At 57.6% G+C, this 15,735-nt stretch carries 14 protein-coding genes, 1 tRNA gene and 2 pseudogenes; 7 read left to right on the forward strand and 10 right to left on the reverse strand.

Going from position 1 to position 15,735, the window contains the following annotated elements:
* Genes ALO80_RS07935 through ALO80_RS07945 form a run of 3 tightly spaced genes read right to left on the reverse strand, consistent with a single transcriptional unit; the run spans nucleotide 1 to nucleotide 2,697 of the window.
* Nucleotides 1-1,233, reverse strand: a complete 1,233-nt coding sequence (locus tag ALO80_RS07935; protein ID WP_055008572.1) for an NAD(P)/FAD-dependent oxidoreductase — start codon at nucleotides 1,231-1,233, stop codon at nucleotides 1-3.
* A 19-nt stretch (nucleotides 1,234-1,252) separates the two neighbouring features.
* On the reverse strand, nucleotides 1,253-1,573 hold the full coding sequence (locus tag ALO80_RS07940; protein ID WP_054987476.1) for a MocE family 2Fe-2S type ferredoxin: 321 nt from the start codon (nucleotides 1,571-1,573) through the stop codon (nucleotides 1,253-1,255).
* Between the two features lie 35 nt (nucleotides 1,574-1,608).
* Nucleotides 1,609-2,697, reverse strand: coding sequence for a fatty acid desaturase family protein (locus tag ALO80_RS07945; RefSeq protein ID WP_055008573.1), 1,089 nt, complete (start codon nucleotides 2,695-2,697; stop codon nucleotides 1,609-1,611).
* Between the two features lie 149 nt (nucleotides 2,698-2,846).
* On the opposite strand from ALO80_RS07945, the pseudogene ALO80_RS07950 reads away from it, so the two are divergent.
* Nucleotides 2,847-3,910 (forward strand): annotated as a pseudogene (locus ALO80_RS07950) (LacI family DNA-binding transcriptional regulator).
* Between the two features lie 5 nt (nucleotides 3,911-3,915).
* On the opposite strand, the gene ALO80_RS07955 reads toward ALO80_RS07950, so the two are convergent.
* Nucleotides 3,916-5,910 (reverse strand): sigma-54 interaction domain-containing protein, encoded by a 1,995-nt coding sequence (locus ALO80_RS07955; protein ID WP_055008575.1) that lies wholly within the window; start codon nucleotides 5,908-5,910, stop codon nucleotides 3,916-3,918.
* Between the two features lie 194 nt (nucleotides 5,911-6,104).
* Here ALO80_RS07955 and ALO80_RS07960 point away from each other — a divergent pair, with 194 nt between their 5' ends.
* From ALO80_RS07960 to ALO80_RS07970, 3 genes are all read left to right on the forward strand, one after another.
* Nucleotides 6,105-7,127: a Gfo/Idh/MocA family oxidoreductase gene (locus ALO80_RS07960; RefSeq protein WP_055008576.1), complete on the forward strand. Its 1,023-nt coding sequence runs from the start codon at nucleotides 6,105-6,107 to the stop codon at nucleotides 7,125-7,127.
* Entirely contained in the window at nucleotides 7,124-7,912 is a 789-nt protein-coding gene (locus ALO80_RS07965) for a TIM barrel protein (RefSeq protein WP_055008577.1), read from the forward strand. The genes ALO80_RS07960 and ALO80_RS07965 overlap by 4 nt, the downstream gene beginning before the upstream one ends.
* 92 nt (nucleotides 7,913-8,004) lie before the next feature.
* A complete protein-coding gene (locus ALO80_RS07970; RefSeq protein WP_055008578.1) occupies nucleotides 8,005-8,934 on the forward strand; it encodes a sugar ABC transporter substrate-binding protein in 930 nt (309 codons plus the stop codon).
* 475 nt (nucleotides 8,935-9,409) lie between these two features.
* On the opposite strand, the gene ALO80_RS07980 is transcribed toward ALO80_RS07970, so the two are convergent.
* The gene (locus tag ALO80_RS07980; RefSeq protein WP_159420662.1) at nucleotides 9,410-10,081 is read right to left on the reverse strand and encodes a Crp/Fnr family transcriptional regulator; all 672 of its coding nucleotides are present in this window, start codon (nucleotides 10,079-10,081) and stop codon (nucleotides 9,410-9,412) included.
* A gap of 93 nt (nucleotides 10,082-10,174) precedes the next feature.
* On the opposite strand from ALO80_RS07980, the gene ALO80_RS07985 reads away from it, so the two are divergent.
* A complete protein-coding gene (locus ALO80_RS07985; RefSeq protein ID WP_055008581.1) occupies nucleotides 10,175-10,846 on the forward strand; it encodes a hypothetical protein in 672 nt (223 codons plus the stop codon).
* Between the two features lie 121 nt (nucleotides 10,847-10,967).
* On the opposite strand, the gene ALO80_RS07990 is transcribed toward ALO80_RS07985, so the two are convergent.
* Nucleotides 10,968-11,480 carry an SRPBCC family protein gene (locus ALO80_RS07990; RefSeq protein WP_055008582.1) on the reverse strand — a complete coding sequence of 171 codons (513 nt, stop codon included), beginning with the start codon at nucleotides 11,478-11,480 and terminating at the stop codon, nucleotides 10,968-10,970.
* 86 nt (nucleotides 11,481-11,566) lie between these two features.
* On the opposite strand from ALO80_RS07990, the gene ALO80_RS07995 reads away from it, so the two are divergent.
* The gene (locus tag ALO80_RS07995; RefSeq protein ID WP_055008583.1) at nucleotides 11,567-12,475 is read left to right on the forward strand and encodes a LysR family transcriptional regulator; all 909 of its coding nucleotides are present in this window, start codon (nucleotides 11,567-11,569) and stop codon (nucleotides 12,473-12,475) included.
* Between the two features lie 92 nt (nucleotides 12,476-12,567).
* Here the strand turns inward: ALO80_RS07995 and ALO80_RS08000 are convergent.
* A pseudogene (locus ALO80_RS08000) lies at nucleotides 12,568-13,019 on the reverse strand (Lrp/AsnC family transcriptional regulator).
* Nucleotides 13,020-13,169: 150 nt separating this feature from the next.
* Between ALO80_RS08000 and ALO80_RS08005 the strand changes: the two are divergent.
* Nucleotides 13,170-13,787 (forward strand): LysE family translocator, encoded by a 618-nt coding sequence (locus ALO80_RS08005; protein WP_055008584.1) that lies wholly within the window; start codon nucleotides 13,170-13,172, stop codon nucleotides 13,785-13,787.
* Between the two features lie 211 nt (nucleotides 13,788-13,998).
* On the opposite strand, the gene ALO80_RS08010 is transcribed toward ALO80_RS08005, so the two are convergent.
* From ALO80_RS08010 to ALO80_RS08020, 3 genes are all read right to left on the reverse strand, one after another.
* Nucleotides 13,999-14,074: transfer RNA gene (locus ALO80_RS08010), tRNA-Gly, on the reverse strand.
* A gap of 66 nt (nucleotides 14,075-14,140) precedes the next feature.
* Nucleotides 14,141-14,701 carry a CDP-diacylglycerol--glycerol-3-phosphate 3-phosphatidyltransferase gene (gene pgsA, locus ALO80_RS08015; protein WP_054987485.1) on the reverse strand — a complete coding sequence of 187 codons (561 nt, stop codon included), beginning with the start codon at nucleotides 14,699-14,701 and terminating at the stop codon, nucleotides 14,141-14,143.
* Nucleotides 14,702-14,733: 32 nt separating this feature from the next.
* Nucleotides 14,734-15,735: excinuclease ABC subunit UvrC (locus ALO80_RS08020; RefSeq protein WP_083493188.1), on the reverse strand; the 1,002-nt coding region annotated here is incomplete at its 5' end.

The raw sequence follows: 15,735 nt of genomic DNA on the forward strand, positions 1-15,735 counted from the left end.
TCATGACCTCAGCAGTTGTTTAAGCGAGCACTCGGGGTCGTTGAGCGCTGCAAGGCTCAGCGGAGTGTTGGCAGCGATCAATCGCTCACACAGCTTTATATCCCTGGCAACACTATTGCCCAGTGCCAGGCCACAGGCACCTCGCAGGCGCTGATCCGCATCAAGGTAGAACAGCAGCCGCCCACCGCACGCCAGGCTGCGGCTGGCTGAAGGCGGGGTGTGTGCAATGACGCCAACGGTCTGCACGCTCTGGTCATACTGATCAGACCAGAAGCCGGGAACGCCCTCGAATGCAAGCTCGTGCCCCAGTAGATTCAACGCGGCGTGGCGCCCCTGTGCTTCGGCGTTACGCCAGGTTTCCTGACGCTGGTAGGCCCCGTCCGGGCATAACCGAAACTCACACACATCCCCGGCGGCAAAGATGTCCGGGGCACTGGTGCGCAGCATAGTGTCAACACGTATCCCCTGCCCCACCTCGAGGCCGGCCGCTGCTGCAAGCTCACTGTTAGGCTGCATGCCAATTCCGACCACCAGCACGTCGCAAGGCACTCTCTGACCGTCGACCAACTGCACCGACTCGGCTCGCTGACTGCCTTGCACGCCTTCGAGCACCACATTCAGCCGCACATCGACGCCGTGCTGCCGGTGCAATGCCAGAAGGTCCCGGGATACCTCCTCAGGCAGGACCCGCCCGGCCAATCGAGGTCCGGCTTCCAGCAACGTCACCTGGCAACCCAGGGCCCTCGCCGTTGCTGCAACTTCAAGGCCGATAAAGCCGGCACCGATGATCACCAGCCGTGCACCGTGGATCAAGGCACCACGCAGCGCCAACGCCTCATCGTGAGTGCGCAGGTAGAAAACATTGCTCAGGTGCCCGGGTATCTGTGACAAGCGACGCGCCCTGCCTCCGGTCGCCAACAATAATCTGCCATAAGGCAAGCGCTCGCCACTAGCCAGTTGCAGACGATGATGCTGTGGCTCCAGACGCATTACCGGATTGCCCGCCAGATGTTCGATGCCAAGCCCGGCAAGTCCGGATTCCTCGCACAGGCTGCAACCGCTCAGTTCCACAGTCCCCTGCAGCACGCCCTTGGACAACGGCGGCCGCTCATATGGCAGGTGCGGCTCGTCGCCGATCAGTATCAGCCGGCCGTCGTAACCCTGTTCGCGCAAGGTCAACGCCGCACGGCCACCGGCATGGCCCGCGCCAACGATAACAAGTGGAGCATTCATGGCATGTAACTCCTGGCATTCATTCACTGACCGCAAGCAAAACCCGGCCGTCCTCTATGCGCACGGCAAAGGTCTTCAGGTTGACGCAGACAGGTGCCCCGAGGGCTTTGCCGTTGCGATAGTCGAAGCGACCGTTATGCTTGGGGCATTCGATGACGTGGTCCATCACCAGACCGTCGGCCAGGTGAATCCTTTCATGGGTGCACAGGCCCGCCGTGGCGAAAAACTCGTTGTCGGCGGAACGGTAAACGGCATAGGTGTGCGGGCCGTGGTCGAAGCGAATGACGTCTTCTTCCTGTATGTCGCCCACGGCGCATACATCAATCCATGGATTGTTCATGGCGCTCTCTCTCGTTCGGGAACAATCGGAAGGTGTCAGCCGAGTGTGGCTTCAGCCTGTGGGTGTGCAGTGGCGGGTGCTGAACCATTTGCCACAGGGCGCTTGATGAAATAGCTCGGGTCGCGACGTTGCCTGAGCAGAGTTGGAATGATCTCCTTGAACGCTTCACTCATATTGGCGTACGGCGGCGGGCAGTCGTGGCGAATCTCTTCATGCAGTTGCGCCAGCGCATGGTAGGGCACCATTGGATACATATGGTGTTCAAGGTGGTAGTTCATGTTCATGTACAGAAAGCGCAGTACCCGGTTCATATAGATGGTGCGGCAGTTGCTGCGATGGTCGAGCACGTCTTCTGCCAGTCCTACATGCTGGGTAAGGCCGAACAGGTAAGACAGCCAGCCGCCGTACAGCGTAGGTAAACCCACGTACATCAGGGGCAGCCAGCTCTGCAGATAAAGTGCAGCGCCAACGACTCCGGCATAAATCACGATCCAGATACGCGCGGCAAGAAACACCTTGGGCCATTCGGTTACCGGAATGAAATCCTTCTCCTGCTCGCTCATGTGGCCGACAGCATGCCGACACACACCACCGAGTGTTTTGATCACCAAGGGAATCTGAAACAGGCTCAAGAGCATCATCACCAGACTCGGTGGCCGCGGCTCGACGATCTCCGGATCACGGCCAACCACGATAGTGTCGGTGTGGTGCCGCGCATGGCTCCAGCGCCACACATGGGGCTCGAACATGCACATAAAGCTGGCCACCTGATACAACCCGTCATTCATCCATCGGGTTTTGAAGGCGGTGCCGTGGCCAGTCTCGTGCCAGCGCGGGTTGGATGCCGTGGCATAGAGCACACCGTAGGCCAGAAAAAACGGTACACAGGCCCAGGAGCCCCAGAACCAGTAGCCGCCAAAACCGGTCACCAGCAGCGCCAGCAGCCAGATAGCAGTGTCGAGCAATGCAGGAGCGTCACGGCGCTGCATCAGTTGTTTCATGCGTTGGCGGGGGATGGGCGACTGGTACCAATCGGCAGATACCAGGCCTTTTTCCGCTGCGCGCGCAGCTTCGGGGCCGGTCAGGCGATAGTCGCGCTGACAGGCTGTATTGTCTTGAGGCATTGTTATTGTTCTCCGCAAGTGTGGGGTTTTCAGGAACCTTGCGTCAGAAAATATAGAGAGCGTACTCACCCCTCTCAAGGCCTTGAATACATTCCCTATCAAGCTATCATCCAGTATCTGCGGGGCTTGATAGTTTTCTATCAAGACGCATCAAGGGCTCACCATGAATAACAACAAGCGCCCCACCATCGCGACCGTTGCCGCGCAGGCGGGCTTGAGTGTCGCCACTGTCGATCGCGTCCTGAACGCCCGCGCCCCGGTCAACCCCGCCACTGCGGAGCAAGTGCTCAAGGCCGCAGAGGCGGTGGGTTATTTCGCAGCGCGTCTGATTGGACAACGCATTCAGGAGCGACGCCCCACCTACCGATTCGGCATACTGCTGCTGGGCACTGCCCAAGCGTTCTACGCCAACCTCGCTCACGCTATTGCCGACGCAGCGCAGCGCCGTGTCGCCGCCAATCTGACCTGCCAGTTCGACTATGTCTTTGATCGCAGCCCAGGCGCTATCGTTACCCAGCTCGAGCATCTGGCAGTGCAATGCGACGGCCTCGCAGTCGTCAGCTTCGCCCACCCGCAGATCAACGCTGCCCTTGAGCAGATTCGTCAGGCCGGTGTACCGGTGATAGCGCTGCTTTCAGACATTCATGAGAAAGCCGATGAGCCCTATGTCGGCCAGAACAATTATCAGGTCGGACGCACCATGGGATGGCTGCTGGCCCGCACCTGCGGCGCACGCGAAGGCAGTATCGGCATCTTGCTCGGTGGCCATCGTTTTCTTGGCCATCAGGCACGGGTCGAGGGGCTGCACAGTTACCTGGCCGAACATGCACCGGGTTTACGGCCACTGGAGCCGTTGATCAACCTCGACAACTGTGACATCACCGAAGAAGCGAGCCTCGACCTGCTGGCCCGCCATGACGATCTGCGCGGGCTGTGCGTGGTGGGCGGCGGTGGCGATGGAATCATCAACGCGCTGTCGCAACTGCCCAGGCGTCCGCCGCTGTGCTGCATCGTGCAGGAGTCCACCGAATTGTCGCGCCTTGCACTCGCGCGGGGGCTGGTTGATGCAGTAATCGATTCCCAGCCACGTCAGATTGCCGAGGCACTGATGGACCTGCTGGTCGAGCTGCAGACCACGGAAATATTCGATCCGATCAGGCATCGGGTACATGTCCCGCTACACATCGTGACCTCGGAGAATGCCACCGCCTGACCGGGTCAGAGCCCTCGAAAATCCCCGGCGCTCAAACCAAACCGACTCATCTTGTTGTACAGCCCGCCCCGGGAGACGTTCAGCTGTCGGGCAGCAAGGCGGATGTTGCCTCGTGTGTTTTCGAGCGCCGCAATGATCGCGTGCATTTCGTGGGTGCCAAGGTCCTGAGCCGCCAAGGGCGCTGGCAACCGGGTGGCTGCAGCGGGGCCGGTACGCTGTCTGATTTCAAGGGGTAAATCGCCTGGCTGGATAAACTCGCCCATGGCCAGGTTGGTCGCACGTTCAATGGTGTTTTCCAGCTCTCGTACATTGCCCGGCCAGCCATAGGCAGCCAGAAATTCCAGCGCCTGCGCGGAAAACCCCTGCACTGGCTTGCGCAATGACCGGGCACAACGATCAAGAAAATGCTGGGCCAGCAGCGAAATATCTTCACGACGCATACGCAGCGGAGGCACGGTGAGGTTGAGCACGTTGAGCCGGTAATACAGGTCTTCGCGGAAGGCGCCCTCGGCCACCGCCTGACTCAGGTTACGGTGAGTGGCTGCAATGATGCGCACATCCACCTGCCGCGAGTTTTTCGCCCCGACGCGTGTCACCTCTCCCTCCTGCAATACCCGCAGCAGGCTGACCTGAGCATCGAATGACATGTCGCCTATCTCATCGAGAAAGATAGTGCCGCCATCGGCCAGCTCGAACTTGCCCGCGGAGCCACCTCGAGCCGACCCCGTGAATGCGCCCTCGACATGGCCGAACAACTCGCTTTGCACCAGCTCTCTGGGGATCGCGCCGCAATTGACGGCCACAAAAGGTCCGCCCCTGCGGTCACTGGCATTGTGGATTGCCTGGGCGAACAACTCCTTGCCAGTGCCGCTCTCACCCAGGATCAACGTGGTGGAGTCGCTGCGACTGGCGATCCTTCCCAGGTGCAATGCATCTTCAATGGCCCGGGAACTGCCCTGAATGGTCTCGAACGTATAGCGGGCCTGAGTGCCGACAATCCGCCGAGTGATTTCCCGAATACGACGGTTCTCTCGCAACGACACCACACGCCCGCCCTGCTCCAACGGACATACCGAAACCAGACAGGACAACTGGCTGAAATCATGCAGCTCGAACGTGCAGTCCAGGTCCCGCAGTCCCTCGCCAATGCGCGTCAGAATCTGTTCGTTCAATTCGCTGTGCCCCAAGCGCTGGAACGGGCTGCCCAGCAAGTCCAGCCCGACTCGAAAAAGCTGCCGGGCATAGCGATTAAGCGCCTTGATACAGCCTCGTTCGTCCAGCACCACCAAGCCTTCGTTGAGCACTTCAAGCACGGTTTGCTGTTCTTCCAGCAACGTCTGTAACGCCATTTGCCGTGAGACGGCCTCGGCTGCCGCCTGAACAGTGCCCAGGGTGTGAAAATGGAACCAGCCAGGCTCGGCGGTCAGGGTCAGCATTGCCAGGGTCTGACCTTGGGCATTGCGAATGGGTGCCGCTGCACAATGCATCCGTCGCTGACGCAGGCTTGTGCCGAAATTTTCTTCAGCCAGCACATACATCAGAGAATCCTCAGCCAGCGCCAGCCCTGTGCAATTAGTGCCCTGCACCGCTTCCAGCAAGCGGGTGCCTACCGGTGTCAGATCCAGCCCGCAGAAATACAGAGTGGTGCCCTCGGCGTCGGTGAGGTTGATATGGCCTCTCGGGTTATAGGCAAGCAAGCCATGCATGACCTGAGCGGCTGCAGCAATCAGTACCCGATTGGCCGCCAGGGTCGCCGCGAGCGTCTGAGGGTCGACGAACCGGTATTCGCTGTCTGCAGGGTCCACACCGCCTGCGATGCTGCGGCTCCACGAATCCCATATGACTTTCCTGACCGTCGCGGGACGCTCGACAAGTCCATCCAGACGCGCTCGCCAGGTCTGTTCCAGTTCGGGTACAGGACCGTTGTTAAGCGCCACAGTCCCCAGTGCTGCGAGGTAGTCGAGGTCTTGCACGTTGAAGGTCATCGAATGCAGGGGCATAACGGTTATCCGTGTTCATATTTTCAACATGTCAGTATAGACATGTCATTTAAATGAACACTCAGGGATCGGATTTTCTTAAAATTTCCTTATATATCAATCATTTATTTTATGGCACAGGCCTTGCTCTATACCTGTGCCCGGCATCTGACGGCTGGGCAATAATCGAACAACAATTAAAAAGGGGTTATTTCATGAGCAAAAAAATCATCCGCCTGGGTCTGATCGGCGCAGGCCGTATGGGCAGTTTCCACGCTCAGACGGCCGCCCATCACATTCCCGGTGCCTGCCTTGCGGCCATTGCTGACCCAACCCCCGGCCAGGCCTCACGTCTGGCCGCAGAACTGGGGGTGGATCGGGTGTACAACGACCCTCGGCAATTGCTGGATGATCCCGACATAGACGGCGTGCTGATTGCAGCGCCCGCGCGCAGCCATGCGGAACTGGTCATCGGCGCGGCCCGTGCCGGCAAGGGTATCTTTTGCGAAAAACCCATGGCGATTACGCTGGAAGAAGCCGACCGCGCCATCGCTGCCGCCGCCGATGCGCGCGTGCCCTTGCAGGTCGGTTTCAACCGGCGCTTCGCCAGAAGCTTTCGCACAGCCCATCTGAACGTGGTCGAGGGACGCATAGGTACACCGCAACTGTTGCGCTCGATAACACGCGACCCTGCGTTGAACAACCCGTCTGCCTCACCGCAATGGGTGATCTTTCTCGAAACCCTGATTCACGACTTCGATACCCTGCGTTACCTGAACCCTGGGGCCGAGGCAGTCAGCGTATTTGTCATGGCCGATGCGCTGATTGCCCCGGACCACAAGCACACTGGATTTCTGGACACCGCAGTGGTGGTGATCCGTTTCGACAACGGTGCCATTGCTACCGCCGAAGCCAGTTTTCAAGCAGTCTACGGTCACGATGTCCGGGGAGAGGTCTTCGGCAGCGCCGGCATGCTGACAATGGGCAACGTCAATGACTCTGACCTGATCCGCTATCTGGCCGACGGCATACAAACCGACACCCGGCGACTGGACACCGATCTGCTGCGAGATGCCTACATTGCTGAACTCAATCATTTTGTCGAGTGCCTGCGTAGCGGAGCGAAACCCATGGCCAGCGGCGAAGACGCACGAGCGGCACTGGCCATTGCCCGCGCCTGCATCGAATCGTTCCAGCAAGGCACGCCGGTGATGGTGTCGCGAGGAGTCGGCGCATGAGTTTCATACCGTTCACATTAGCGGTCAGCGCCGAGATGGTGTTTCTGGATTTGCCGTTTACAGAGCGTGTCAGGCGTATCCACGCACTGGGCTTCAGCGCCGAGATATGGGGCTGGACCAACAAGGACATAGGAGCCCTGGCGGCCACAGGTGCCGATTTCACCTCCATGACCGGCTACACCCATGGCAACCTGACCGATACCGACGCAATCGGGCACCTGCTCGACAGCGCTCGCGAATCACTGGCGGTTGCGGCCCGTCTCGATTGCCCGAGCCTGAACCTGCATGGCACGGGCCTGAACGACAAGGGTTTGCCGGTCAAGCCTGTGGCCCGCGTCACCGGACGCATGTGGTTGAGCGCCTGCAAAACGCTGGAAAAACTCGCCCGCCTTGGCGAGGAAGCTGGCCGGGTGTTCTTGCTGGAGAACCTGAACACCCACGTGGATCACCCCGGCACGCCGTTCGCCCGCGCCGAAGACACACTGGCGCTGATAGAAGCCGTGGGCAGTCCGCACCTGAAGATGAACCTGGACCTGTACCACGCGCAGATCGGTGAAGGAAACCTGATCGAACTCATCCAGCGATCCGGCAGCGCCATCGGAGAAATTCAGGTCGCGGATGTCCCTGGCCGCCAGGAGCCTGGTACGGGTGAAATTCATTACCCGGCGATCGCCAAAGCCCTGTTTGACATGGGCTACACCGGCGTCGTAGGGCTTGAGGGCTGGGCCAGCGGCGACAGTGAAGCGGCGCTCGAACGCTTCAAAAAGGCATTCACGCTGGATTGAAAATGCATCTGGCGCACTCGTTCTTGAGAAGCGCTGGATTTGCGCGGTTTATCTGACGAGCGTTTACTCATAACAACAAAAGGAAACCTGTCATGCCCCTTTGCAAACTGCTTATCGCCACGCTGTTACTGGCCTCCAGCCAATGGGCTACTGCCAGCTATCGCATTGGCGTCACGATCGCCAGGGTCGACGATAACTTCATGACCTATGTGCGCAGTGGCCTGGAAGACGCTGCCAGAAAAGAGAACGTCCAGCTCCAGTTCGAGGACGCTCAAGGCGATGTGGTCCGCCAGATCAATCAGGTCCAGGGTTTTCTGAGCCAGAAAGTGGATGCAGTCATCGTCTTGCCGGTAGACACCGCGGCCACGGCGAATATGACCCGCGCCGCAGTAGAAGCGAAGATGCCACTGGTCTACGTCAACCGTCACCCGGATGAGCGCGTGTTGCCCAAAGGCGTTACGACAGTAGCCTCCAACGACATTGAGGCAGGGCAACTGCAGATGCGCTATCTGGCAGAAAAGATGGGAGGCAAAGGCACTATTGCGCTCATCATGGGCGACCTGGCACAAAACGCCACGCACGACCGCAGCGAAGGAGTCAAACAGGTGCTCAAGGACTATCCCGGAATAAGCATCGTCGAACAGCAATCGGCCGAATGGCAGCGCAATAAAGGCATGGACCTGACCAGTAACTGGTTGCTGGCGGGCAGATCCTTCGATGCCATCGTGGCCAACAACGACGAGATGGCTATCGGCGCAGCCATGGCACTGCAGCAAGCTGGCAAGGCAAAGGGGGACGTGGCGATTGTGGGGATTGACGGTTTGCCGGACGGGCTGGCGGCAATCAAGCGTGGAATGCTCGCAGCCTCGGTGTTTCAGGACCCAAAGGCCCAGGCAACCATAGCGCTGCAATCGGCGATAAAAATGATCAAAGGCGAACCCGTGGACGCTGAAGTCTGGGTGCCCTTTCAACTCATTACACCCGCACAAGTTGCCGTGTTCGAGCAGCACTATAAGCAGTGAGTCGAACGCCTGTAACTGTCCAGGCAATATACCTTCCTCATGTCATCGTCTAAGGCGATGTGCCCTCGAAGAGAGGGCATTTCGTTGGCACCTCAGGCCGAAAAGCGGTGGTCAATCGTTGAGCCTGGTTAGTGGAGTGTCCAAAGCAAATCGGGACAGCCCTCCCATGCCTATCGCAAAATGGTAGAGCTTTCGTGATTCAATCTCCGGCAGCAGAGTGCTAACAGCATTCAGTATCGCATCGGGATATCGCTCATTGACTGGACGCCAGATAGGTAAGCGCCCATGGAGCAGAATCTGATAAACAGATGATTGCGTCTTGGCGTTGACGTCTATCTTCATCATTTCTGACAAATAGTAGTCCTCACCCTGCTTTGTCATCAGCAGCTATTCAAATGCGGGTGGCCGCTTATTGCCATAGCGCTGACGCTGCCTGGATCAGTCAACCTCCCTTGTAGCGTGGGGAACTGGATACTTACGCGCCGCCTGCTATCTCTCTGAGTTTTCGTAGATCAAGAATTGTGACGGCGCTGTATCGAACAACCAATAAGCCTTCCGCCTCCCAAATTTTCAGCTGGCGGTTGACGCTCTGACGAGAAACACCAAGCTGTTGCGCAGTTTTTTCTTGGCTGACCTTCAGGCAGAGGCCGTCTTCGACACCTGAAAGTTTGATTAATGAAGCGAGTCGGTTCGCCAACCGGACAGGTAAGGGATTAAGCATCGCGCTTCCAGCCCAATCGAGTGCCATTCGAAATCTGCCACAGACCAAGCGAGTTATGGCCAGGAGAACATCTGGTCGAGTCTCAATGATCTGCCAGAACGCGCTTGCGGGAAGAACTGCAATAGTCGCCTGCGAGGCTGCTCGAACGTCATACGTTCTCGGCAAGCCATCTAAAAGTGGTACTTCGCCGAACCAATCTCCAGACGCCAATTGGGTAAGAAAGAGTTGGCGCCCATTAGCACCCAGGCTATTGACGCCCAAGGTGCCATGAAGCACCCGAAACATTCCCAACGGTTCAGAGCCCTGAGGGAACACTGCCTCAGATTTTACCAACGTCCTGACCCGCGAGGCCTTGAGCAAAATCGCGTCCACCTCCAGTGGCAGGGGGAAAGATGGAGATACGGCCTGAGGAGATAATTCCGACATTGCCAAAACCCGACAATCTTGTGTGGAAGGCCCGGATAGTATCAGAAGCATCTAGCCTGTAGAGGACAGGCATATCAGAAGCAGGAACACATCATGTACGTCGGTCACTTCGCCATCGGCCTCGCAATCAAGGCTCACTGTCCCAAGATCCCTGCGATGCCCATCATGATGGGCGTTGGCTTTTTGGATCTACTGGATGGAGTTTTCATCATCCTCGGCTTCAACACTGTCACCCCCAATTTAAACAGCGGGCCGTACCTGTTCTTCGATTTGACCTTTATCGATTGGGATCACTCGCTGCTTGCCGCTGTATTCTGGTCAGTTGTGTGGGGACTGATTTTCTTGAAGCATAGACCCGTGGCAATCGTGGCAGCGCTGGCAGCCTTCTCTCACTTCATCGCTGATTGGCCTATGCACAACACCGATCTAGCACTGTATCCCCATTCGGTTGAGCATTACGGTTATGGTCTATGGGGTAAGCTGGGGACTGTTTCCTGGATTCTCGAAGGAGCTTTTTCTGCCGTGCTGGCGGCCTATGCATGGCGGCTAAGCGCGCGACGCGGTGTGAGCTTGATTTGGCCTTGTGTTGTGCTGGTTGTCTTGTTCTTGCAGCTATCCCCAATCGCTTCGCCCATGAAGTTCGTTGCCACTCTCGATGAACCTCTCTCGCACATACTTCACGGGGTTCTGGTCTCGTTAGGCTTCCTGATTCCAGGGCTGTTGATGTCATGGCTCTTGAATAGAAGTGAGCGATTGCACGAGTGAACATCAACAATCTCTTTAGACGTAAGCATGCGGCGTCATCCAGACCCATGCAGATACCGGCAATCAGGTAGCGATCAATCAACAGCGTGCTCCATTTCTTACCAGCCATCAGAAACAGGTCCTATACCTGAGAGGATAAGCGTGCTGCGCTCACCAGGCCGTCCAGCCAGTCCTGATGACCGTTGATCATCGGGTTGGGTTTTGCCTTGGCCAGATCCTCGGCAGGCTTACCTTTTTGTGTTTCCTGCGTGAGGATGCGCACGCGTCCGCCGCAAAGATCTTCAATCAGCCAGGCGTGGTGAACATCCAGCCGCGTGTCCCCCTCACCTGCCCACCCATGCCATGCCATCCGGCCCGGGGAAGTTGGGGTTGGAGGCACGTACTCATTGCATTGGGCCTCGACCGGGAAACCGAATGTTTCGAAGTAGAAATACGCACCGTCTCGCAGATCGGGCCCGGTGTGATCATGAAACTGAACGTTTGCCGAGTTGGCGTAGTAAGAGGGCCACTTGTGCGCCTGGCTGAGCAGCGGCCAGATCTGCGCGGCACTCAAACCCGCGATGATGATTTCATTAGAGACAAAGTTCTCGGTAAATCCTGGAAGGTAGCCTTCGGGCCAAATGATCTCGTTCATGACATACAGCGCTCGGTTGATGAATTGACGCCATGATGGGTGTAGATTAGAAATAAGACCAATCGTACTATTTTATTCAGAGCATCATGAATCCTGATATCAGAGCGCTCGATCTCAACCTGCTCAAAGCACTGGATGCATTACTTGATGAACGTAGTGTGACGCGGGCCGCGAATCGCCTCTCGCTCACCCAGCCTGCTGTGAGCGGCATGCTTAACAGGCTTCGAGAAAGCTTCGACGATCCACTTTTCGTACGAGCCCAGCGGGGTATTGTGCCGACGTTACGCGCCGAGCAACTTGCAATGCCGGTCAAGCAATTGCTGGCCAATATTGAAGGCATGCTTCAACCGCAGAACTTTGATCCGCTGACAGCGAGCATGACGATCCGAATTGCTTCGACCGACTATGCACTGCGCGCCGCAGCCGTGCCCTTTCTGAGCGCCTTAAGGGTACAAGCGCCAAATATTCGGGTCAGCGTGCAACCCGTCGATCATCAAAAACTTCAGAATCAGCTGGACTTGGGTGAAATCGATCTCGCATTGGTGACCCCTGAAGCAGTCACCCCAGGACTGCATGCGATAGCCCTCTTTGATGAAAGTTACGTGTGCGTCATGCGCTCTGAACATCCAGATGCCATGAATAGCGAGCTTTCACTGGATCGATTCTGCGCTTTGGACCACGTATTGGTCTCACCAGCCGGGGGCGGTTTTCACGGGGTTACGGACGAGGCACTGGAAAAACTTGGGCGATCACGGCGAGTCACAGTGTCGGTCATCAGCTTTCTGGTACTCCCTGAGATTCTGATGTGCAGCGACCTGATTGCTGTCGTCCCGCGTCGATTAGCGGTACACCAAGTCGGGCTGCGGTCACTGGAGCCGCCTGTTGAAATTCCAGGCTTCAGGAAAACCCTGGTCTGGCATGAAAGGACGCACAGTGATGCAGGGCACCGCTGGGTGCGCTCGCTCATGGTTGAAACCATTCGGGCACTCGACTGAAAGCAAACGAATGTCGTCGACGAGGTGGGACCGTAATGGCAGGCAGATGCGGCCATCAGCGATCACTTCGGACTTTAACATGCGGCCTGGCATCACAAGGGAAGTGGCCTGTCCTGAACGACCCGTTTCATGACAAGAGTCGAGGTCACCGTTGCACATTGGGTAACGTCGAAAGGCATTCATCGTAAAGCCTCTGGAAGGCCGGCAGATCCTGCGTGATCACGTGCAACAGGTAGTCGGGCTCGCCAAAAAGACGCTGGGCATCGACCACTTGCGGTATTTCGACAAGCGCCGTTTCGAAAGCTTCGACCGCTTGCCGGTCGCCCTCGCGAAGCGTTGCAAACACCATGGCGGAAAAGTTCAGGCCGAGGGCTGCGGGATCAAGCTGGGCACGATAGCCCAGTAATACGCCTGATTCCTCCAATGCCCGGACTCGCCGATGGCATGGAGAAAGGCTCAGACCCACACGCTCAGCCAATTCGGTGACCGACAGCCGACCATCATTTTGTAACTGCGCAAGAATCTTTCGATCAATCCTGTCCATGCAAACGATTCTCCCAACCCCAGACGTCCTGGCGGATATATTTGAAAGTAAATTCTAACAACTTTTCACTATTCTTCCTCTTGTCATTTATCGCCACGCTCCAATCACAACGATGCAGGGGCGCATTTGATCAAAGGAACGAGGAGCGCCATGACACTTAGTGTTTTCGTTGCATTCTGGGCAGTGTCGATGCTGTTCATCATCACCCCTGGAGCCGATTGGGCCTACGCGATCTCAGCGGGCTTGAAACATCGAGTTCTCCTACCCGCCGTCGGCGGACTGTTATCCGGCCATTTACTCGCAACGCTGATTGTTGCCGGTGGAGTTGGCACGCTGGTCGCCAACCACCCTGTATTCTTGTCAACCCTTACGGTGGCTGGGGCAGGTTATCTGCTTTGGCTGGGCGTTAACATGCTCACCCGTCCAGCCACGGCCAATGCCGATGAGACCCGGGAACCAGGCTCATGGAAAAACTGGGCGTTCAAAGGGCTGTGCGTGAGCGGGATGAATCCGAAAGTGTTCCTGCTGTTTCTGGCGCTCTTGCCTCAATTCGCCGACGCTACCGCTCCCTGGCCGGTGCCGATACAGATGATTGCACTCGGACTCGTGCACACTGTCAGTTGCGGCCTGGTTTACCTGCTGGTGGGACTTGGTTCGCAAGTCATTCTTGGAGCGCGCCCTGACGCCGCTCAATGGGTCAGCCGTTTCTCGGGGGCTGCGATGATCATCATCGCGCTGGTGCTGCTGATCGAACAGATGGCGGGCTGATCCCCTTGGGCGGGATGTGGCGTACCTTTGGGCGTAGCCCGTTGCTGCCACGAATTCTGCCCGTTCAGGTCATCCGACAGCGGCCAATGCTGGTCGGATTCGGTTCTTCGTGAGAGGTATCAATCTGCCAAAATAGCCTGCCAACATGAGTACAGACACATATTTAAGGCAAAAAAAAGCCACTCATCTGAGTGGCTTTTTTTCTGAATACTGGAGCGGGAAACGAGACTCGAACTCGCGACCCCGACCTTGGCAAGGTCGTGCTCTACCAACTGAGCTATTCCCGCATTGTCTTGATGACGGGCGCTATTCTAGCCGTTCAGATAGCGGCGTCAAGCCCTTGATTCAAAAACTTATTTTTTTTCTGCAGTCGTCTTGAGGTGCGGCCATGCGGCTCTCAGGTATTGAACCATCGACCACAAGGTCAGGCCCGCTGCAACAAGCAGCAATGCATAGCCGAGAACGACCCAGACGGTGATCGCAGGCGGGTTGCCGAGAAGAATGACCAGCGCGAGCATTTGCGCTGCGGTCTTCCATTTTCCCATATTGGAAACGGCGACCTGGGCACGCGCGCCGATTTCCGCCATCCATTCGCGCAGCGCAGAGATTACGATTTCACGGCCGATGATCACCGCTGCCGGCAGCGTCAGCCATAGATTGGCATGCGCCTGAACCAGCAGCACCAATGCCACGGCCACCATCAACTTGTCTGCTACCGGATCGAGAAAGGCGCCAAAGGGCGTGCTTTGTTCAAGACGGCGGGCCAGATACCCGTCGAGCCAGTCGGTCGCCGCAGCGAACGCAAAGACTGCACTGGCCGCCATGTAGCTCCAGTGATAAGGCATGTAGAACAGCAAAATGAAGATCGGAATCAGTAAAACGCGTAGTACGGTGATCAGATTAGGGATATTCATCGGCACAACTGGCTACGAGGTGAGCGAGCATTCTACTCGCTGTGCAGGTTTGCATAAATCGACTCTGCGAGCTTTTTACTGATTCCGGGTGCTTTTGCGATTTCATCGATGCTGGCACGGGACAATTCCTGTAATCCGCCGAAATGCTTGAGCAGGTCACGACGCCGGGTCGGTCCGACTCCTGCAACACCCTCAAGCGTCGAGGTGCGTCGAGTCTTGCCACGTCGTGCGCGGTGACCGGTGATCGCGAAGCGGTGAGCCTCGTCGCGAATCTGCTGGATGAGGTGCAGCGCAGGAGAATCGCCGGGCAGCGTGAACTCATGAGCGGCGTCGTTCAGGTACAAGGTCTCGAAACCGGCCTTGCGCGTAGTGCCCTTGGCAACACCGAGCAGGATAAGCTCAGGAACCTGTAACTCATTGAGTACATCACGGGCCATGGACATCTGCCCCTTGCCGCCGTCCACCAGCAGCACATCCGGCAACTTGCCCTCCCCGGCCTTGATGCGGCTGTAGCGTCTCGTCAACGCCTGGTGCATGGCTGCGTAGTCATCACCCGCAGTCACGCCTTCGATATTGAAGCGCCGGTAATCGGACTTGATCGGGCCTTCGGGGCCGAACACCACGCAAGACGCTACGGTCGCCTCACCGCTGGAATGGCTGATGTCGTAGCATTCCAGGCGCATCGGCGGGTCTTCAAGACCCAGCACTCTGGCCAACGCTTCGAATCGCGACGCAACGTGCTGACGGTTGGCCAGCCGCGCGGTCAGTGCCTGCTCGGCATTGGTGACCGCCATTTGCTGCCAGCGCGCCCGGGTGCCGCGCACACGATGGCTGATAACCATCTCGACGCCGCGCAGCTCTTCAATGGCGTCGACCAGCGCCGGGAAATCTTCGTTGATGACGTTGACGATGACTTCGCCGGGCAGCTCACGGTCGATGCCGCCGAGGAAATACTGAGCCAGGAAGGCCGACATTACTTCGCCGACCTCCTCCTCTATGCCCACCTGCGGGAAGAAATTCTTGCTGCCCAGCAC

Source organism: Pseudomonas caricapapayae (assembly GCF_001400735.1).
Classification (GTDB): domain Bacteria; phylum Pseudomonadota; class Gammaproteobacteria; order Pseudomonadales; family Pseudomonadaceae; genus Aquipseudomonas; species Aquipseudomonas caricapapayae.